The 19,842-nt window shown below is 54.2% G+C and carries 21 protein-coding genes; 10 read left to right on the top strand and 11 right to left on the bottom strand.

Features of this window, described 5'->3' with window-relative positions; translation table 11 throughout:
- The first annotated feature begins 9 nt into the window (after positions 1 to 9).
- A complete protein-coding gene (gene osmW, locus ACB496_RS09730) occupies positions 10 to 657 on the top strand; it encodes an osmoprotectant ABC transporter permease OsmW (protein ID WP_100780283.1) in 648 nt (215 codons plus the stop codon).
- Positions 657 to 1,805 carry an osmoprotectant ABC transporter ATP-binding protein OsmV gene (osmV, locus tag ACB496_RS09725; protein WP_371975061.1) on the top strand — a complete coding sequence of 383 codons (1,149 nt, stop codon included), beginning with the start codon at positions 657 to 659 and terminating at the stop codon, positions 1,803 to 1,805. Before osmW ends, osmV begins: the two co-directional genes overlap by 1 nt.
- A 49-nt stretch (positions 1,806 to 1,854) precedes the next feature.
- On the opposite strand, the gene bioD is transcribed toward osmV, so the two are convergent.
- From bioD to ACB496_RS09710, 3 genes are all read right to left on the bottom strand, one after another.
- Positions 1,855 to 2,550 carry a dethiobiotin synthase gene (bioD, locus tag ACB496_RS09720; protein ID WP_371975060.1) on the bottom strand — a complete coding sequence of 232 codons (696 nt, stop codon included), beginning with the start codon at positions 2,548 to 2,550 and terminating at the stop codon, positions 1,855 to 1,857.
- Positions 2,551 to 2,682: 132 nt separating this feature from the next.
- Positions 2,683 to 3,903: a sugar metabolism global transcriptional regulator Mlc gene (gene mlc / locus ACB496_RS09715; protein WP_100780286.1), complete on the bottom strand. Its 1,221-nt coding sequence runs from the start codon at positions 3,901 to 3,903 to the stop codon at positions 2,683 to 2,685.
- Between the two features lie 118 nt (positions 3,904 to 4,021).
- Positions 4,022 to 4,930, bottom strand: a complete 909-nt coding sequence (locus tag ACB496_RS09710; RefSeq protein WP_100780287.1) for a LysR family transcriptional regulator — start codon at positions 4,928 to 4,930, stop codon at positions 4,022 to 4,024.
- A 121-nt stretch (positions 4,931 to 5,051) separates the two neighbouring features.
- Here ACB496_RS09710 and ACB496_RS09705 point away from each other — a divergent pair, with 121 nt between their 5' ends.
- Positions 5,052 to 6,305, top strand: a complete 1,254-nt coding sequence (locus ACB496_RS09705) for an MFS transporter (protein WP_248860151.1) — start codon at positions 5,052 to 5,054, stop codon at positions 6,303 to 6,305.
- A gap of 10 nt (positions 6,306 to 6,315) precedes the next feature.
- On the opposite strand, the gene ACB496_RS09700 is transcribed toward ACB496_RS09705, so the two are convergent.
- Both ACB496_RS09700 and ACB496_RS09695 read right to left on the bottom strand, forming a co-directional pair.
- On the bottom strand, positions 6,316 to 6,660 hold the full coding sequence (locus tag ACB496_RS09700) for a DUF1294 domain-containing protein (RefSeq protein WP_371975059.1): 345 nt from the start codon (positions 6,658 to 6,660) through the stop codon (positions 6,316 to 6,318).
- 75 nt (positions 6,661 to 6,735) lie between these two features.
- Entirely contained in the window at positions 6,736 to 7,446 is a 711-nt protein-coding gene (locus ACB496_RS09695) for a B3/4 domain-containing protein (RefSeq protein WP_371975058.1), read from the bottom strand.
- Between the two features lie 43 nt (positions 7,447 to 7,489).
- Between ACB496_RS09695 and ACB496_RS09690 the strand changes: the two genes are divergently transcribed.
- Positions 7,490 to 8,092 carry a helix-turn-helix domain-containing protein gene (locus ACB496_RS09690; RefSeq protein WP_371975057.1) on the top strand — a complete coding sequence of 201 codons (603 nt, stop codon included), beginning with the start codon at positions 7,490 to 7,492 and terminating at the stop codon, positions 8,090 to 8,092.
- Positions 8,093 to 8,170: 78 nt separating this feature from the next.
- On the opposite strand, the gene ACB496_RS09685 is transcribed toward ACB496_RS09690, so the two are convergent.
- From ACB496_RS09685 to ACB496_RS09675, 3 genes are all read right to left on the bottom strand, one after another.
- Positions 8,171 to 8,497 (bottom strand): DUF4440 domain-containing protein, encoded by a 327-nt coding sequence (locus ACB496_RS09685; RefSeq protein ID WP_371975056.1) that lies wholly within the window; start codon positions 8,495 to 8,497, stop codon positions 8,171 to 8,173.
- Between the two features lie 113 nt (positions 8,498 to 8,610).
- A complete protein-coding gene (locus tag ACB496_RS09680) occupies positions 8,611 to 9,297 on the bottom strand; it encodes a hypothetical protein (RefSeq protein ID WP_371975055.1) in 687 nt (228 codons plus the stop codon).
- A 54-nt stretch (positions 9,298 to 9,351) separates the two neighbouring features.
- On the bottom strand, positions 9,352 to 9,756 hold the full coding sequence (locus tag ACB496_RS09675) for an SgcJ/EcaC family oxidoreductase (protein ID WP_371975054.1): 405 nt from the start codon (positions 9,754 to 9,756) through the stop codon (positions 9,352 to 9,354).
- 111 nt (positions 9,757 to 9,867) lie between these two features.
- Between ACB496_RS09675 and ACB496_RS09670 the strand changes: the two genes are divergently transcribed.
- The gene (locus tag ACB496_RS09670; protein WP_312153640.1) at positions 9,868 to 10,332 is read left to right on the top strand and encodes an NUDIX domain-containing protein; all 465 of its coding nucleotides are present in this window, start codon (positions 9,868 to 9,870) and stop codon (positions 10,330 to 10,332) included.
- 95 nt (positions 10,333 to 10,427) lie between these two features.
- Here the strand turns inward: ACB496_RS09670 and ACB496_RS09665 are convergent, their stop codons facing one another.
- Together ACB496_RS09665 and ACB496_RS09660 are read right to left on the bottom strand one after the other, a co-directional pair.
- Positions 10,428 to 11,174: an SDR family oxidoreductase gene (locus ACB496_RS09665; protein WP_371975053.1), complete on the bottom strand. Its 747-nt coding sequence runs from the start codon at positions 11,172 to 11,174 to the stop codon at positions 10,428 to 10,430.
- Positions 11,175 to 11,298: 124 nt separating this feature from the next.
- The gene (locus tag ACB496_RS09660; protein WP_371975052.1) at positions 11,299 to 12,186 is read right to left on the bottom strand and encodes a LysR family transcriptional regulator; all 888 of its coding nucleotides are present in this window, start codon (positions 12,184 to 12,186) and stop codon (positions 11,299 to 11,301) included.
- Positions 12,187 to 12,343: 157 nt separating this feature from the next.
- On the opposite strand from ACB496_RS09660, the gene ACB496_RS09655 reads away from it, so the two are divergent.
- From ACB496_RS09655 to ACB496_RS09635, 5 genes are all read left to right on the top strand, one after another.
- Positions 12,344 to 12,925 (top strand): isochorismatase family protein, encoded by a 582-nt coding sequence (locus tag ACB496_RS09655; RefSeq protein ID WP_371975051.1) that lies wholly within the window; start codon positions 12,344 to 12,346, stop codon positions 12,923 to 12,925.
- Positions 12,926 to 13,178: 253 nt separating this feature from the next.
- Positions 13,179 to 14,237 (top strand): alkene reductase, encoded by a 1,059-nt coding sequence (locus tag ACB496_RS09650; RefSeq protein WP_371975050.1) that lies wholly within the window; start codon positions 13,179 to 13,181, stop codon positions 14,235 to 14,237.
- A 269-nt stretch (positions 14,238 to 14,506) separates the two neighbouring features.
- Entirely contained in the window at positions 14,507 to 15,991 is a 1,485-nt protein-coding gene (locus ACB496_RS09645) for a carboxypeptidase M32 (RefSeq protein ID WP_371975049.1), read from the top strand.
- Positions 15,992 to 16,140: 149 nt separating this feature from the next.
- Positions 16,141 to 16,539 carry an acid resistance repetitive basic protein Asr gene (asr, locus tag ACB496_RS09640; protein WP_095281884.1) on the top strand — a complete coding sequence of 133 codons (399 nt, stop codon included), beginning with the start codon at positions 16,141 to 16,143 and terminating at the stop codon, positions 16,537 to 16,539.
- A gap of 277 nt (positions 16,540 to 16,816) precedes the next feature.
- The gene (locus ACB496_RS09635) at positions 16,817 to 17,638 is read left to right on the top strand and encodes a trypsin-like serine peptidase (RefSeq protein ID WP_100780326.1); all 822 of its coding nucleotides are present in this window, start codon (positions 16,817 to 16,819) and stop codon (positions 17,636 to 17,638) included.
- A gap of 1 nt (position 17,639) precedes the next feature.
- Here ACB496_RS09635 and ACB496_RS09630 read toward each other — a convergent pair whose 3' ends face one another.
- Positions 17,640 to 19,802, bottom strand: a complete 2,163-nt coding sequence (locus ACB496_RS09630; RefSeq protein WP_371975048.1) for an EAL domain-containing protein — start codon at positions 19,800 to 19,802, stop codon at positions 17,640 to 17,642.
- Between the last annotated feature and the right edge of the window lie 40 nt (positions 19,803 to 19,842).

Below are 19,842 nucleotides of genomic sequence, written 5' to 3'. Positions count from 1 at the left end.
GGAGGCGCTATGGAGACGATTCACTACATTATTGATAACTGGGATTATTTATTAACCCTCACCTTTCAGCACCTGTGGCTGGTGGCATTAGCCGTCGGACTGGCGATCGTGACCGGCGTGCCGCTGGGCATTTTAATCGTGCGCCATAAATGGCTGGCGACGCCGGTGCTGGGCATCGCGACCATTGTTCTGACCATTCCGTCGATTGCCCTTTTCGGCCTGATGATTCCGCTCTTTTCGCTGATCGGTCAGGGTATTGGCGCCCTGCCCGCCGTTACCGCTGTATTCCTTTACTCGCTGCTGCCGATTGTGCGTAACACCCACACCGCGCTCGACAGCCTGCCGCCTGGTCTGCGTGAAGCCGGACGCGGAATCGGCATGACCTTCTGGCAGCGCCTGCGCTGGGTGGAGATCCCAATGGCCCTGCCGGTGATTTTCGGCGGCATTCGTACTGCCGTGGTGATGAATATCGGCGTCATGGCTATCGCCGCCGTGATTGGCGCGGGTGGTCTGGGGCTGCTGTTGCTGAACGGTATCGGCGGGAGCGACATTCGCATGTTGATTGCCGGTGCCTTAATGATTTGTCTTTTAGCTATTGTGCTCGACTGGCTGCTCCATCGCCTGCAGGTCGTGCTGACTCCGAAGGGGATTCGATAATGATAAAACTGGAAAACCTCACCAAACAATTTTCACAGAAAAATGGCCAGACCTTTAAGGCCGTCGACAACGTTAACCTGAATGTTCCTGAAGGGGAAATGTGTGTCCTGCTGGGGCCGTCAGGGTGCGGTAAAACCACCACGCTGAAGATGATTAACCGCCTGATTACCCCAAGCAGCGGCACTATTCTGATTAACGGCGAAAATACTAACGAGATGGATACCGTCACCCTGCGTCGCAATATCGGTTACGTGATCCAGCAGATTGGTCTGTTCCCGAACATGACCATCGAAGAGAACATCACCGTGGTGCCGCGCATGCTGGGCTGGGATAAGGCACGCAGCAAAGCGCGTGCTGAAGAGCTGATGGATATGGTGGCGATGGACCCGCATAAATTCCTCAACCGCTACCCGCGCGAAATGTCTGGCGGCCAGCAGCAGCGTATCGGCGTGATTCGCGCCCTGGCGGCGGATCCTCCGGTGCTGCTGATGGATGAACCTTTCGGTGCGGTAGACCCGATCAACCGTGAGGTGATCCAGAACCAGTTCCTGGAGATGCAGCGCAAGCTGAAAAAGACGGTGATGCTGGTCAGCCACGATATTGACGAAGCGCTGAAGCTCGGCGACCGTATCGCCGTGTTCCGTCAGGGCCGTATTGTGCAGTGCGCCAGCCCCGATGAACTGCTGGCAAAACCGGCGAATGAATTTGTTGGCTCTTTCGTCGGCCAGGACCGCACCCTGAAACGCCTGCTGCTGGTGTCGGCGGGTGACGTTACGGATCAACAGCCGACGATCACCGTGCGCGAATCCACCCCCCTGCCGGAGGCGTTTGCCACCATGGATGACAACGACATCCGCGCGATCACCGTAGTGGATGGCAACGGCAAACCGCTGGGCTTTGTGAAGCGCCGCGAAGCGCGTCACGCCACTGGCTCTTGCGCAGACATGCTGCATCCGTTCCGAATGACGGGCAAAGCGGAAGACAACCTGCGCGTTGTTCTGTCGCGTCTGTATGAGAGCAACACCAGCTGGATGCCGATTGTGGATGAAGAGGGTGGTTATAACGGTGAGATTTCGCAGGATTATATTGCGGAGTATCTGAGTTCAGGACGAACCCGTCGTGCACTGAATATTCACAGCGACACGTAAATACTGCGGATAATAGCCGGGCAGTCAGGACTGCTGCCCGGTTTCGGTGTTACGCGACGACCTTCTCAACGGAAAAGGTGCTGTCCAGCATCGACAGATCGATGTAACGCGCCAGATCGCGCTGCTCAGCGCGCGGCAGATACGGCAGTTCACCCCCAAGCGGCCCCTGCAGTTTTTTGCTCAATACGTCGATGATTTCAGCGTAATGGGCAAGACCGGGGTTGATGCGGTTAGCGACCCAACCAATCAGCGGCAAACCATCGTTAGCAATGGCCTGCGCGGTCAGCAACGCGTGGTTAATGCACCCTTCCTGAATGCCGACAACCATCAGCACCGGCAATTGTTCCTGCACCACCCACTCCGATAACGGACGCAGATCGTTCATCAGGCTGCGCCAGCCGCCGGTGCCTTCGATCACCACGTGATCGACGCTATCGCTGAGGTTCGCCAGCCCGTTGGACAACAGGGAATAATTGATAAGACCGCTGTGTGCGACGCTACTTTCGTCTTCACTCAGCGCGATCGGGTTGATGGCCTGATAAGGCAGCTCAAGGCTTGAGACACTTTGCAGCACCAGCGCATCTTTATTGCGTAGTCCTTCTGGCGTCTCTTTACTTCCTTTCGCGACCGGTTTATACCCTGCCACACTTTTACCGCCTGCCGCCAGGGCCTGCAGCAAAGCGCGGGACACCACCGTCTTACCGACAGAAGTATCAGTACCCGTTACAAAGAAACGCTTAAGCATCACTCACTCCACCTTTTGGGCATATGCTTTGAAAATATAAACTAAGTAAATAATTCAGTGGAGTGAGTCTAAGGTATGCGCCGTCGGTCCAGATTGAGATAGCGCAATTTTTATGAGATCAGCGAAAAAGAGTTATCCCTGCAGCAGGCGGATCAATAGCGAACCGTTATACATGGCATCTTTCACCAGCGCGGCCCCGGCCATGGTGCCTTGATTGGAAAACTGCGTGCTCTCGACCACCATATTTTTACTGTAGGCCGGAAGGGATTGCTGACGAATGCAGTCAGAAATCGCCGGGAACAGGATCTCGGCGGCCTGATTCAGAGGCGAGCCAATCAGGATTTTTTGCGGATTAAAGAGATTCACCATAATCGCCAGAATACGCCCGACGTTATTGCCCACACCGGTAATGATGTCTTTCGCCAGCAGATCGCCCTGCCGCGCCGCGCCGCACAAAGACTCGACGGTCAGCGGCTGGCCGTGCAGCGACGAGCTCATCGACTGGCTAAGACGCAGTTGCGCCAACTCCATCACGCTTTCGACGCTGGCAATGGTTTCGAGGCAGCCGTGGTTGCCGCAGTAGCAACGCTTGCCGTAGGGATCGACCTGCGTGTGACCAATTTCCACCAGGCTGCTGCTCCCGGCATGTAACAGGCGGCCATCGGTAATCACGCCCGCCCCAACGTTGTGGTCAATCACCACCTGAATCACGTCACGCGCGCCGCGAGAGGCACCAAACAGCGCCTCGGCCATCGTCCAGGCGCTGATGTCATGCTGAATGTAGACCGGTACGCCGGTGTGATTCTCTAGCACTTCACCCAGCGGCATGTCTTTGACGTCGTCATAAAACGGCATGCGATGGACGATTCCATTTTCCGTATCAATAATTCCCGGCAGGGTGATCGCAATGGACGTCAACCGCTCCAGCTTTTGCTGATGGCGAATAAAAAACTGATCGATATGGGCAATGATGCGTTCAAGCAGGGTTTGCTCTGACTGGAGCGGCAGTTCCAGACGGTCCTCGACCACCAGCTTGCTGCTCAGATCGCGCAGGGCAAGAATCACTTCCGCGCGGCTGATGCGAATCGACAGGTAGTGCCAGGCTTCGGTTTCCACCACCAGCCCCACCGCCGGACGGCCACGGCTGCCCGGCTCCTGGATTTCCGTCTCCTGAACCAGATGCGCTTCCAGCATTTCACGCACTATTTTGGTAATACTGGCTGGCGCCAACTGCGCCAGTCGGGAAAGATCGATACGCGAGACCGGGCCAAGCTGATCAATCAGGCGATACACCGCACCCGCATTGGTCTGCTTAATTTGATCAATATGTCCTGGCTGACTATCAGCAACCACCTCTTACATCCTTATTTTCGCGCTTCGAAATAAACTTTGGGCTATGGTGAAGCACTTCGCAGGCAATCGTCAAATTTAAACTTAGCCATGTGATTTGCCGCACATTTTTCGCCCTTTTTCAGGCCATTATTGGCCGCTTTGAGGCTGCAATCAGCTGGTTTTTGAAACGCTGTGCCGCATGGCTCTGTTCATGGTGTTTTGGCCACACCAGCCACATCTCAGAGACGGCATCCTCTTCAGCGATCGCCACCCAGCGCATTTCGCTAAGCTGCACGCGTTTAAATGACGCCGGAAGAATCGATACCCCCAGCCCCGCCGCGACTAAACCGATTATCGTCATCGCCTCGCCCACCTCCTGGGTGATCACCGGCGCCTGCCCGTAGCGGCGCATCAGGCCCAGAATGTCGTCGTATAAGCCAGTCCCGACGTGAGGGTCGAAAAAGACAAAGGGTTCCTGCGCCAGCTGGGCAAGCGTTACTGAGTCCAGTTCGGCCAGCGGATGATCGCGAGGAATCATCGCCAGCAGCGGCTCGCGCAGGATCACTTCCCAGGCCAGAGTATCGGGCAGATGGGTGTTGCGCATCAGCCCCAGATCCAGCGAACCTTCATTCAACGGGACAATCTGCTCCCGCGTATTGATCTCGCGCGTCTGAATGTGCACATCGGGATAATGGCGGCGAAACGACGACAGGGTATCCGACACCGCGCTGATAAACGGCGCCGACGAGGTAAATCCGATGCGCAGTTCGCCCGTTTCGCCCAGATGCAGACGTTCGGCGCGCGCGGCAGCGTCATCGACCAGACTCAGTATTTGTCGGCTGTCGGCCAGAAACTGCCTTCCCGCCTCCGTCAGGCTGACGCTGCGGTTGGTACGGGCCAGCAAACGTGCGCCAACCTGTTGCTCAAGGATTTGGATCTGCTGGCTCAGAGGCGGCTGGGAGATGTTCAGCCGCGCGGCCGCCCGGCCAAAATGGAGTTCTTCAGCAACGGCGATAAAGTAGCGTAAATGGCGCAGCTCGATATTCATATGTTTAACGTATCATTTGAGATTATTAATATATTAGACAGAATATTTACAATTTCCTACTCTGATCTTGTGGTCATACCCGTCACCAGAAATCACGGGGATGTTTAAGCAAGGAATGAGTGTGAGTCGTACATCTACCGTTGATATCGCCCCGGCAAGCGACATTGATGATTTACCCGCAGCACCCGCGCCGAACCAGTTTATCAAACGTGGTACTTCCCAATTTATGCGCGTCACGCTGGCGCTGTTTTCCGCCGGCCTCGCGACCTTCGCCCTGCTGTACTGCGTGCAGCCGATCCTGCCGGTTCTCTCTCATGAGTTTGGCGTCTCGCCCGCCAGCAGCAGTATTTCCCTGTCGATCTCAACCGGGATGCTGGCGGTCGGATTGCTGTTTACCGGCCCACTCTCCGACGCCATCGGACGCAAACCGGTGATGGTGACCGCGCTGCTGCTCGCGTCGGTGTGTACTTTGCTTTCGACAATGATGACCAGCTGGCACGGGATCCTGGTGATGCGCGCTCTGATTGGGCTGTCCCTGAGCGGCGTGGCGGCGGTCGGAATGACCTATCTCAGCGAAGAGATCCACCCGAGTTTTGTTGCCTTCTCGATGGGGTTGTACATCAGCGGGAATTCGATTGGCGGCATGAGCGGACGTCTGCTGAGCGGGGTGTTCACGGATCTGTTTAACTGGCGCATCGCGCTTGCGGTGATTGGCTGCTTTGCCCTGGCATCAGCGCTGATGTTCTGGCGTATCCTGCCGGCATCACGCCATTTCCGCCCTACTTCCCTGCGGCCAAAAACGCTGTTTATCAACTTCCGCCTGCACTGGCGCGACCAGGGTCTGCCGCGTCTGTTTCTGATGGGCTTCCTGCTGATGGGGTCGTTCGTCACCCTGTTTAACTATATTGGCTATCGCCTGATGCTCTCGCCATGGCATCTTAGCCAGGCCTTTGTCGGCCTGCTCTCCGTGGCCTATCTCACCGGGACCTGGAGCTCGCCGAAAGCAGGCGCGATGACGGCACGCTTCGGTCGAGGGCCGGTGATGCTGGTTTCAACAGGGGTAATGCTCGCGGGTCTGCTGCTGACACTGCTCTCTCCCCTGTGGGTCATTTTCGCCGGAATGCTGCTCTTCTCCGCTGGTTTCTTCGCCGCGCACTCCGTCGCCAGCAGCTGGATCGGCCCGCGCGCCCGTCGCGCCAAAGGCCAGGCGTCATCCCTGTATCTGTTTAGCTACTACCTGGGCTCCAGCATCGCCGGGACTCTCGGCGGCGTGTTCTGGCACAACTATGGCTGGAATGGTGTCGGAGGATTTATTGCGCTGATGCTGTGCGCCGCGCTGCTGGTCGGGGCGAGCCTGCATAAGCGTCTGCACTGACGGTTATGCTTCAAACGAGCGCGAAATGGGAAAGCTGATACACCGCCACCATCGCTGAGACATTCACAATCACAGTGACGATGAACCTGGTTTTGAATGGCTGCTTTTGCGTTTTATGGCGGAAGAGTTGTTGGCCCGCCATCGCGCCGGGCCATCCTCCCACAAGGCCAAACACCAGCAATGTGGATTCCGGCACTCTGCGCCAGCCCTTGCGCGCCGCCGTTTTATCCACGCCATACATCACCAGCGTAAGCACATTGGCGAGCAGGAGCCAGCTGACAATGGGATGGGCGGTAAACATGCTTCCGATCGCTGAAACGATGAGGAGCAAGTAGCAGAAGCGATTGAGATTCATAGGCGCGGTCACAGTCGTTATTACGGAAAGTTGTGCGGCATTATACGGGGTCGCGCTGTCAGGACGAAACGGATGTCATAAACCTGGAGCGGGCTGTTTAGCATCTTCTATAAGAGCCACGTCAATCCTTACACCCGGCATCATTTCTTCAAGACCGTCTGTCAGCATCTTCTCGGCTTCATGAAGCTTCTCCAGGGGCATCTGCGGCAGACTTTCCAGAATGAACCACATTTGCAGCGCATCCGCACTCAGGCGAGTTCTGATCCCCTGTCGCCAGTTCCAGCGGCGGCAGGTCACTCCGGCATCATCGCACCAGATAACTTCTCCCTGCGAGGGATATTCAACTGCGGGTTCACCCTCTTTGACGGTATCAAAAGGTTCTGTGCCTTTTGCCACAACCAGCCGTGGCGCCCCCTGATAGGCAGCGATATTTTCTCCCCCAACCGGAACGGCATACTTCAGACTGACGGCGTTATAGAGATCCACGACCGGATCAAGAGCAGGCATTGCGCCGTCGCGAAGAACGCGTTTACGCAGCGCATCAGCTGAGCACGGCGTGCGTTTTGGCCTGGCACCAAATCCCTGAAACACTTCTGCCCACGCGGCCAAATGTGCTTCGGCCCAGGCCGGGGTTCCAGCCAGAACGGCTTCGCAGGCTGCTTGCAGAGCGATTTCACCAACGCGCGGGTTACGTACCGGGGCGGCCTCTACACAGATACTCAGAGCCCGGAAACCGGGGGCGATACCATAAACCTCTGGGGCAATTGACGGAGAGACAATGAACACGTGATAATCCTGTAATGACCAATTTATTCCATGATAATGACCAATGACCAAAAAAGTCAATTTAATGACCGATGCAAATGCGATTGTGAATACCGTTAACGAAGCCGTATCGCAGCGGATTAAGCTGTACCGTAAGCAAAAGAAAATATCACTCGATGAGCTGTCCCGCCGGGCGGGCGTCAGTAAGGGCGCTCTGGTTGAGATTGAGGGGTGCAGGGCAAATCCCAGCATCGCCCTGCTATGCCGCCTGGCTGCTGCGATGGGCGTTTCTGTAGCGGATTTTGTTGATGTCAGTTCCAAACCGACCGTGCATCTCATCGCTGAAGATGAGATCCCTGAGCTTTGGAATGGCGAAAAAGGGGGAAGAGCACGACTGCTCGCAGGATCCGGCGGTCCCGATATGACAGAGCTGTGGATGTGGGAAATGCAGCCGGGGGAAAAATTTGCTTCACCCAGTCACCCGCAGGGAACGCTTGAACTGTTTTATGTACAACAGGGGACGCTTACGCTTGGCGTACAGGAGCACCTGTATTCGGTGAATACCGGCTGTTCAGCAACGGCCAGAACCGACGTCCCGCATTTCTATGAGAACCGGGGTAAAAGTTCACTCACATTCATCATGACAGTAAATGAAAAAGCATCCTGAGTGCTGCTCTTAGCACAGAGCAGACTTTACTGTTCCGCGTCTAAACTTTCTTCGGCTCCGGGGTTCCCTGATGAAAAACTAACTTCCATTGCCCATTATCAGAACGCGCCCAGCACGATGAACGAAGGAAACGCGACTACCATCCGGATGAAACGTCCTGTAATGCAAGATGGCGAAATCCTCGCGAATGCTGATGAGCCGAAAGTCGTTGCTGAGAATGGCCGGGACACATTCTTCACCCATAAGAGACGCTATCGTCTCCTCACTAGTCACCAGGACGCCCGAGCGTGTAATTTCCTTGAACTCAGGATGAAGTATGTGCTCAAGCCATTCAAGGTCGTTCCGTTTGATCCCATGAAGAGTGCATTCAAGTGCTTCCAGCTTTTCCAGCAGCATGGCGTTCATCCTCGTTGAAACTCCTGTCACCTGGTATTAAAGCAGCCAGAGATAACGAATGCGATAACCTGATATCAGCAATCTGATAGTGCTCGTTGTTAAACATTTTTCAACCACTGACATCATTCGAACTCATTTATTAAGCACTTAGTCCAGTTATAGTTAACTCTCGCTAACGCCAACGCTCCTGAAACGTCACCGAAATCAACCGCCTGATGCCGCACAAAAAACTCTCGCAGTTCCGTGGGTAAAAACGCTGCGCTATATCGCAACAGCGTGCTGTGCCAGAACGGTGCGGGCAAAGGGCTGCCCGTATGGCGCAGCAGCAGCTTATCTTTCCATTGGGAATTTAAAACGCTCTCGCAGAATGACTGGCGCAGGGCAATGGCGGGATCATCGGGGATACCAGCCAGCAGCAATTGACTGGGCAGTGCCACCAGCCTTAGCTGCCGGATCACAATGTGCTTTCCCTGATATTCACGCCAGATATCGGTTAACTGCCCTGTTTTTTCCGGCAGCGACTCCTTTTCTTCATACAGCGGCAGAGTCAGAGGCAGAAAGGTAAAATGGACGCTACTGACAGGGAGAACATCGGCCAGTCGATCGCCCTCCGTGCGTTGCTCCAGTTCGCGAATGAGGCATACCACAGGCTCGGGCAATACCGGCTGTATGCCCGTTGCAAGCGCCAGTTTGTCAGGATCGTAGTAATGCTCTTTCCTGATTTCCCCGATAGCGGGGTTTTCCCGCCAGAGCGCGAGGGTTTTCTGATTCGTCGCGCTGTACGCATTTTGCAGACGGGTGGCGTTCATAGCAGATCTGCCAGGGCGAGAGGGCTGATTTCCCTTCACTTTACCCTCCTCTCTTCAGGCCGTCTCAGGATCTAACAGAGAGGTGCCATAGGAATTATCGATTGTACACAGCCAACGCTCATCCGTTTCCCGCCTGAAAACATAGGTCGCACGACGTGTGGTTTCGACCGTTCCCCCCTTGCCATCAGGGAAGCGAAGTACAGTTTCCATAATAACGAGCGCATTGCCGCCTCCTTCGATCACCTGCATCTCTCCCTGCTCAACAATAAGTTGATCCTGAAAATAGTCAGAGATGGCGATAAACGCTTTGCGGATATTCTCTTTACCTGTGACGGTTAATCCCGGCTTCACCACCAGAGCAGCATCTTCAGCGTAATTCTCCATCAAAGAATCAAAGTCTTTAGCGGAAATTGCTCTGTCACAAGATTCAATAATCTGACGTAACGGATGTGAGTGCATAATGATTATCCTGTAAAGTGTCCTACCTGTATTACCTGGTAACTCAGTGTAGATGTATAGCTACTATATTTTATGAGTTGTTGGGATTAACACGTTATTTCAGGAGGCTTTGTGCGCACTCGCCCGTCATCCCGGTTAATCGTTCTTTCGCCTGAGAATCGCGTTTTGCTCTTTTGCTTCTGCCATAACGATGACGCTCTGCGTGGAAAGACCTACTGGGCAACGCCTGGTGGAGGGCTTGAGCACAATGAATCTTTCGAGCAGGCTGCGTTGCGCGAATTACGTGAAGAGACGGGCCTGACAAGAGACTCAGCAGGTCCGCAGATAGCCTCCCGAACCTTCGAAATGATGCTGCCGAGTGGGGAGACTGTTCTCGCCGAAGAGCGTTTTTTTATTATTCATGCAGATCAATCAGATATCGACCGCTCAGGATGGAGCAGCAATGAAAAGAACGTCATTCGCGAGCACCACTGGTGGACAATCGAAGAGCTGAGACAGACCACTGAAATCATCTTTCCAGCCGATTTGATCATTGAAATACTTGAAGGTTCAGCTGTGTTTACTGCTGCAAAATGACGCTGATATCCGCGCCTGGCACCCGCAGCCAGGTCTGCGAAAAGTAAAATGCATGAAGTTATAAATGAAAAGCAGAGACAGATGACAACCTGGGATTATCCGTTTCGGCGTACTACATTCTCCCGCGTAGGTCCCTGAAAATAGAGGGTACTCACATGGCAGCTTCGGGGCTGTATCAATACAAAACGTACCGCTTCCCAGATTGAACGCCCGTTCAACAACGCCTCACCCATTTTAACCGTGCCATTCGGCAGTTCATTTAAATCGGTCATTTCAAAATCGGGTGGATACAGACCGGTGACGCGAATATTCTCCTTTGCAAGCTGGTGTGACAGCGTCTGCGTAAAACCGCTCAGACCATGCTTACTCGCAAAAAATGCCGGATGTGCAATTGAATCTGTAAAGCCAGGAATACCACATGCTGAGATGATGGAAATAATATCAGCCGAGCTGGAACGTCTTAAGTAGGGAAGTAAAGCCTGAGTGAGTAAAATCGAGCCTGTAAGACCAGAGCTAATGGTAGCAATGCATTCTGATGCGGGTTGATCCTCTAATTCCCCGGACAACCATTGTGCGGCGTTGAGAATAAGGATATCGACCGGTGCATCTGCATTTGTTATTAGCCCTGCGAACTCTTCTATGGATGCCGCATGGGTTAAATCACAGACATAGCCCCTTGCCTTCCCGCCTTCTGCTGAGACGATACCGCAGGTTGTCTGAATATCTTCTGGCCGCCGCGCGCAAAATTCCACGTCAACCCCTTCGCGAGCCAGCCAGACAACCAATGCCTGACCAAACCCACTGCCACCTCCGGTGACAACCGCTCTTTTACCTCGCAACATTCAACCTGCTCCTGTATTGGCAATCCATGAAACGTTGACGGAGATAGTGCAGGTTAGTACAGCGAGACGTCTTCCCGTTTGTGCGATTCGGTTCAGATTAAGCAAAAAAGTAGACTGTTCTCTCTCAGTCCGTTTTTTCGCTTAATTTCTCGCGCAGAAATTCAATGAATACCTGAGTTTTTGCAGGTAACAAACGCGTCTCAGTCAGCGCATAAATGGTGACCTCTTCTGCCTGCCAGTCAGGCAAAACCCGTGTCAGTTTATTATCGATAACCTCTTCCTCGACAATTTTATCCGGCAGGATTGCAATGCCGGCGCCCATCTCGGCAAAACGACGCATCATACCAATGCTGTTCATCTGAAAACGTCCGGTCGGCGTGATGCTAATTTCATCTTCTTTACGCTGTAATAACCAGTGGCCGGGCTTATCCTGGCGCATAGCAATACATTCATGATGTGTCAGTTCATCAGGATTGTCGGGCGTGCCGTTGCGACGTAAATACGCCGGGGAGGCATAGAGGCTTCGAGGGAGCGAGCCGAGCTTTCGCGCAATAAGACCGGAATCAGGCAAACTTCCCATGCGAATAGCCAGATCATAGGGTTCCGAAACTAAATCGACATTTCTCGGTGTTAAATCAAAATCGAAGCTTATCCCCGGATGGCAGTCCGAAAACGCTTTGATGAGCGGTGCGAGAATAACTACCGCAAAATCGGCAGGCAAAGAGACCCGCAGCATGCCCTGTGGCTGAGCCAGGAGAGAACCGAGCTGCTCATGTGCCAGACGCGCTTCATCAATGATGCGACGGCTTCGTTCGTAATAGATCTGCCCCGCTTCAGTCAGCTCAATCTTGCGCGTCGTCCGGTGTAACAGCCTGAGGCCGATAAACTTTTCAAGCTCATTTATTTTGCGGGACAGCGTGGAGTTCGGCATGCCGAGAGCCTGAGCTGCGCCACGAAAACTGCGCGCTTTGACGACCTCGACAAAGTAGGACATGTGGTTAAGAAGTTCCATATTCATTGTGCCATTGATGGAATATTCAATTCTGATTTTAGCTATTTATACCAAAAATTAACAGAACTATACTTTAGTCATTCGCAGGAGATATCTGCACAAACTCTGATAAATACTAGCTATCTCAGTCAGTTAACCACAAAAGAGGATTACCTATATGAGCTTTGAAAAATTCACCGCTGACAATGCCGCCATGCTGTTGATTGACCATCAGGTCGGTACGATGGGCTGGGCTAAATCGATGGCGTTTGACGAACTTAAACGCAATGCACTGATGCTGGCTAAATCTGCCGCCATTCTGTATATGCCGGTGGTGCTTACCTCCAGCATGGAAGAATATGCGCAGGGGCCGCTGCTTGAAGAACTGAAATCCATTCTGCCAGAAGAATTTGAAACACGAATCAAACGCATGGGCATTGTGAATGCCATGGACGATGAGAACTTTGCCGCCGCCGTTCACGCAACCGGCAGAAAAAAACTGATTATTGCGGGCGTAACTAACGACGTCTGTACGGTATACCCGGCGCTGTCGCTGGTTGCAGCCGGGTTTGACGTACAGGTTGTTGCAGACGCCGGTGCTTCTCCAACCAAAATGGCCGACGACATCGCCCTGCGCCGTATGGATAAGAATGGCATCACGCTTACCACAACGAACCAGCTGATTGCTGAGCTGGCAGGAAGCTGGGCGACACCGCAGGGTGAAAAACTGGTTCAGGTATTAATGGAATCTTTCCAGTAAACACTGCGCTTTTGGCCACTGACCCGGCAACAAAATGTTTCTGTGGTGGAATGAACAGTGGAAATATACGCCAGCGTATATCATCACCAAAGAAATCTCCGTGATACCTTTATATTTTTTGTTGCTCCCCCTTTATCCGATGAGCGTTATTACCTTTACGTTTCCCCTCAGCATGCCGGGCTGCTGAATTAATTTCTTTTTATTATCTCAGGGAATTTACCGCCTTTATTTTTCAGCCTACAGGAAAAGAAAAATGAATAAAATATTTACCCCATTCACACTCGGGAAATTAACCCTTAACAACCGCCTGGTCATGGCTCCCATGACTCGCAGCCGTGCTGAATATGATGGCACGCCGGGTGCTCTTGCGGTTGAATATTACGCACAGCGCGCCGGTGTGGGTCTTATCATTGCAGAAGGGACACAGCCCAGCGATGACGGACAGGGATATTTGATGACGCCGGGTATTTACACCGACGCGCACGTGGCCGGCTGGAAAACTATCACTTCAGCCGTTCACCATCAGGGTGGACATATGTTCATTCAGCTTATGCATGTCGGGCGCATGAATCATCCAGACAATACCCCGCACCATCGTCAGGGCGTTGCGCCGTCCGCCATTGCTCCCGGTGTACAGATGTTTACAGCAACCGGGATGCAGGATATTCCGGTGCCACGAGAACTGACAACGGCAGAAATCGCCAGCACCGTGGCTGATTTTCGTTACGCAGCCAGACGCGCGATTGAAGCTGGCGCAGACGGCGTGGAAATCCACGGTGCTAATGCCTATTTAATACATCAATTTTTGGCACCGAGCGCTAACCAGCGCACAGATGAATATGGCGGTTCCATTGAGAACCGAGCCCGATTTGCGCTGGAGGTGGCTGCAGCCATCGCCGATGAGATTGGTGCAGATAAAACGGCAATCCGTCTGTCGCCGGGCAGCAAGATCTGGGGTATTGATGAAGGTGAAGAAGGCCCGACGCTTTATCGTTATCTGGTGGCTGAGCTCAATAAACTCGGACTGAGCTACCTGCATATTATGCATATGGGCAATGAGGAATTGCTTAGCGAGCTGCGGGCATTGTGGTCGCAATCGTTGATACTGAATCGCCCAGGCAAAAGCAGAGATGCCATCGGCGATGATATCGAGTCCGGATTTGCTGAACTGGAATCCTATGGCCAGATGATTTTGGCTAATCCAGACTTTACCCGTCGTATTAAAACAGGGGCACCGCTGAACAATGCCGATCCGGCAACGTTCTATGGCGGTGGTGCCGAAGGATATACGGATTATCCTGCAATGCAGTAATTTCTCGCACTAAGAGAGAGGATGGGCATTTATACTCATCCTTTTTTTATTACGCCGCACCGAGTATGAAAATTGCGGTGAGTTTTAGTCATATTACAGGTCACGAAAAGCCCCGCCCCCGTCAGGATATATATTCCACAATTCAGCACTGAAATTCATGAATACGCCATGAGATGAATATTCACTGTTGATTAACTCACCGTCGTGTCAGAAACGCGCATATCTGTTACATTGCCAGAACCATCGCCCGATTCCGACACGAGGACCTCATGAATAACAACAACTACCAACAACTCACCCGCACGTTCCAGCGTCTCTCCCGATTCTCCCATCTCTCCTCCATCGCCAGCTGGGACATGTTCGCCATGATGCCGCCGGGCGGGAGCCAGGCGCGTGGGGAAGCACTGGCGGAAATGAGCGTGTTACAGCATCAAATCCTGACGGATAAAAAAGTGGGCGACTGGCTGGCCGCTGCCGAAAGTGAAGATCTTAATGACGTTGAACGCGCCAACCTGCGCGAGATGACGCGCCATTTCCAGCAGGCCTCCCTGCTGCCGGAATCGCTGGTGGAAGCCAAGTCGCTGGCCGGGAGCAAATGTGAACACGCCTGGCGCACCCAGCGACCGGCTAATGACTGGCAGGGTTTTTCAGCCAACTTGAAAGAGGTGGTGAAGTTCAGCCGTGAAGAGGCGCGTCTGCGTGCCGAAGCCAAGGGCTGCACCCCTTACGACGCCCTGCTTGATATCTTCGAGCCAGACATGACCAGCGCCCGCCTCGACGTGCTGTTTGGCGATCTGAAATCCTGGCTGCCCGATCTGCTGTCGCAAGTGGTAGAAAAGCAGTTACAAAAATCATTCGTTCCGCCACAAGGCCCTTTCCCGACCGCCGTTCAGCGTGAGCTGGGGCTGGAAGCGATGAAAATGCTGGGCTTCGATTTTAACGCCGGGCGTCTCGACGTCAGCGCCCATCCGTTCTGCGGCGGCGTGCCGGAAGATGTGCGCATCACCACGCGTTACGATGAAGACGAGCTGCTGAGCGCTCTGTTTGGCGTGGTGCACGAAACCGGCCATGCGCGCTATGAGCAAAATCTGCCGCGCAACTGGCTCGGCCAGCCCGTCGCTCTGGCGCGCTCCACCGCCATCCACGAATCCCAAAGCCTGTTCTTCGAGATGCAGCTGGGCCGCAGCAATGCGTTCCTGAAACATCTCCTCCCGGCGGTACATGCCCGCTTTGGCAGTCAGGCGGCGTTTAGTGAAGAGAACTTCATCGCCTGGAACCAGCGCGTGAAACCGGGCTATATCCGTGTTGATGCGGATGAAGTGAGCTATCCGGCGCACGTGGTATTGCGTTACGAAATTGAACGCGCGCTGATCAACGGCGAAATCGAAGTGGACGACATCCCCGCCCTGTGGGACGAGAAAATGCAGGCGTGGCTTGGGTTGTCGACAAAAGATAACTACCGCAACGGCTGTATGCAGGATATCCACTGGACCGACGGCGGCTTTGGCTACTTCCCGTCATATACGCTAGGGGCGATGTATGCCGCACAGCTGTTCAGTGCAGCGAAAACGGCGCTGCCGGGGCTGGAGTCTTCTGTTGCGGAAGGTGATTTCTCGGCGCTGTTTGACTGGCTGAACCAGAACATCTGGCAGCACGGCAGCCGCTTCACCACTTCGCAACTGATTACCCAGGCCACGGGGGAAGATCTTAACAGCCGCTACTTCCGCGACCACCTCACCTCCCGCTATCTGTAATCCCCCGCGCCGGGGCGTGTACCCGGCGCTGTACATTCCGTTACACGCCGATACCAATGACTCACGGAAGCCTCGAATTCATAAGGATATAGTTATTTCAACGGCCCCGCAGTGGGGTTAAATGAGAAACCAAATTCGAGGGTATGAGAATGAAAAAAGTATTAGCTCTGGTTGTTGCCGCTGCTATGGGTCTGTCTTCTGCTGCGTTTGCTGCTGATGCTGCAACGTCTGCTACCCCAGCTCCGGCTGCTGCTGCGACCACGAAAGCGGCGCCAGCAAAAACTGTACACCACAAAAAACACAAGAAAGCCGCTGTAGAGCAGAAAGCTCAGGCCGCTAAAAAGCACCACAAAAAAGCAGCAACCAAACCAGCCGCCACTACCACTACGGCTGCGCCAACTGAGCAGAAAGCCCAGGCTGCTAAAAAACACCACAAGAAAGCCGCTGCTAAACCTGCTGTAGAGCAGAAAGCTCAGGCTGCTAAAAAGCATCACAAAAAAGCAGTAAAACACGAAGCGGCTAAACCAGCTGCACAGCCTGCTGCGTAATCGCACACGCTAAACCGTGCCCCTCGCGGGCACGTTGCTAAACCGGCGCTGAGCTGTATTTATCGGCGCCGTTTTTTTATCCGGAGGGCGTATGCTGCGGCGCTATCGGTTTGAGTTCATTCTTATCACGCTTATTTTATGCGCGATTATCGCCAGCATGTTTTATCTTTCCTGATTGTAGCACGCTGATTTTACTCCCACTTTAACGCCGTCCCGTCTATAGTATTTTCATAGGGTTCAACTTTTTATAATCATAATTACCCCACCAGAGTGTGATATGCGGAAAACTGTTGTGTTGTTACTGGGAACGTTCTGTCTCTTTTCAGGCCTGGCACATGCAGACGATGGCGATGATAGCGCCATGGCTGCCAAAGAGATCAAAACGCTGTTCTTTGGTCATGATGACCGCACGCGTGTCACCGATCCGACCGGGGCGCCCTGGGATGCCATCGGGCAGCTGGAAACCGCCAGCGGCAACCTGTGTACCGCAACCCTGATCTCACCTCATCTGGCCCTGACCGCCGGGCACTGTTTACTGATCCCACCGAAAGGCAAGCCGGACAAAGCCGTTGCGCTGCGTTTTATCTCCCAAAAAGGTCTCTGGCGCTATGAGATCCACGGCATCGAAGGTCGTGTCGATCCGTCGTTAGGCAAACGCTTAAAGCCGGACGGCGACGGCTGGATTGTGCCGCCGGCGGCAGCCGAGTGGGATTTTGGTCTGATTGTTCTGCGCTATCCGCCCTCGGGGATCACTCCTCTACCGCTGTTTGATGGCGACAAAGCGGCGCTGACGGCAGCCTTAAAAGCCGCCGACCGTAAAGTCACGCAGTCGGGTTATCCGGTCGATCACCTGGATTCGCTCTACACCCACACGGACTGCATCGTCACCGGCTGGGCGCAAAACAGCGTCTTATCCCACCAGTGCGATACGCTGCCGGGCGATAGCGGCTCTCCGCTGATGCTGAAAACCGACGGCGGCTGGCAGTTGATTGGCGTACAAAGTTCAGCGCCTGCCGCCAAAGACCGCTGGCGCGCCGATAACCGGGCGTTATCCGTGACCGGTTTTCGGGAAAAACTGGAAGCGCTGGCGCAGGAATAGCTCAGCCATATTTGATTTCACGTAATTCCATAATCGCCTCGATGGGCATCGGCTGGCTGAACCAGAACCCTTGCAACTGGTCGCAGCCCGCGAGGCGCAGCAGTTTCATCTGCTTTTCGTTTTCCACGCCTTCGGCCACCACCGCCATCCCCAGTGCACTGGCAATCCGCACGGTGCCGCTCACCAGCGCCGCCGCCTGTTCGTCGTTATCCACCAGCCCGGCCAGTGATTTGTCGATCTTGATGGTGTCAAAATTAAAACGGCGCAAATAACCGATGCTGGAGTACCCCGTTCCGAAATCATCCAGCGCGACGGCGATGCCCAACGCTTTAAGATTCGAGATCGCGGCCCTGGCGCGCTCCGGGTTTTCCAGCACGTAGGTTTCCGTCACTTCCAGCTGCAGACGCGTGGCCGGGAAACGCGTCATTTCAATGACCTGCGCCACTTTGTCCTCAAATTCGGGATCGCGAAACTGCGCCGGAGAGATATTTACCGACAGCTTCAAATCACCAAAAGGCTCCAGATCCTGACAGGCGCGGCGCAGGACAAACTGCCCTAAACCATAAATCAGGCCGCTGGTTTCGGCGATACTGATAAACACATCCGGCCCCAGTTCCCCCGCCGGACGCCGTGGCCAGCGCAGCAGCGCCTCAACGCTGGTCATTTTCTGGCTACGCGCATCGATAATTGGCTGGTACCAGATGTCGAACTCGTCGCGTTCCATGCCGCTGCGGATCTCATTTTCAATTGCCAGCTGCTGCTCGCGCACGCTGTTCAGTTCAGCGTCATACTGAGTGACGCGGCCCTTGCCGGTAATTTTCGAGTGATACATGGCGATATCGGCGCGGCGGAACAGCTCCGAGCTGGTGCATTCGATCAGCGTGCCGCTGGCAATTCCGATGCTGGCGCTGATGTGAATGGTGCGCTCACCGAGGCGCAGGGGCGCACTCAGGAATTCGAGCACGTTATTGGCAAACGCCGCCGCCTGAGCCTGTGAATGGTCACCGCCAATCAACATCGCAAATTCATCGCCTCCCATGCGGGCCAGCATGCCCCCTTCCGGCACCCGTTCACGCAGGGCGCCGGCCATCATGATGATCAGGTCGTCGCCCACGTCGTGACCGTAAATATCATTCACATCTTTAAAACCATCGAGATCGATAAAGACCACGCTTTTGACATCAATATCGCCGCGCAAACTCACCCGCTCCAGCTCCTCAATCAGGGCGCGGCGATTGGGCAGATGGCTCAGCCAGTCCGTCCGCGCCACCCGCCGGGCCTGATTTTCTCCGCGTGCCAGTTTGTACAGCCCTACGCTGCTCAGCAGAATAAACAGCAGGATCAACCCCGCCGCCAGGGTAACAATTTGCGTGATGTCGTTCGACGCGGCGCTGGCCGCCTGCGCACCGGGCAGCCGCGGCTGCCAGTTGAGATAGCCCAGCAGCTCGCCCGCCGAGCTTTTCAGCGGAACGCTGGCAATGCTGGTGTGATCGACGGTGAAATTGAGATCTTCAATCTGAAAGGTATTGCCCAGATCGCTCAGAATTTGCGGATTCAGGTGGCGGGTGATCACCAGGTAACGGCGCACATCGTTGTGCACCTGCAGGCGGCCAATCATCGGACGGATTAGCCCAATGCCGACAAACGCTACCCCCTGGCGCGTGCGGGTGATTCCGGCGTAGATATTTTTCTCAGCGCGCAGCGCGTCGGCGTTATCGCGAATCAGCGCCTTCAGGCCATTGCCAAAAAAATCGAGGTTTTTCTCGTGGAAGGCTTTGCTCTGAAACGACCCCCACAGCACGTTGAAATGCTCGTCCAGCACGAAGGTGCCGTCGTACAAATTATTGATTTTAAAGCCTGCCCCCCAGGTATTGTACAGCCACTCGGTGTTCAGCACCGGGGGATATACCTCACGAACGGCATCATCCCAGACGGCATTATCAATCACCAGCGACCAGACGCGGTTGGCCGACGTCTGGATCGCCCCTTGTACGGAGAGCGCCGAACGGTGTTCATCTATTTCGTTGGTTTTACTGCTGATGAGGTGCAGGGAAAGGTAAAGCAGCGCGATGATGGAAACGATCAGGCCGATCCCGGCCATAAAAATCATGACAAACAGAGTTTTCGCGGTGGGAATATTGCGCCAGCTTAATGGGTTATACATTCGCCGCCCTCTCAAAAGCACTTCTTTCTAAGAGTAATAC

The sequence above is a fragment of the Lelliottia nimipressuralis genome (assembly GCF_041464075.1).
Lineage (GTDB): Bacteria > Pseudomonadota > Gammaproteobacteria > Enterobacterales > Enterobacteriaceae > Enterobacter > Enterobacter nimipressuralis.
The sequence above is the reverse complement of the archived record's forward strand: the minus strand, read 5'-3'. Positions and strand labels throughout refer to the sequence as shown.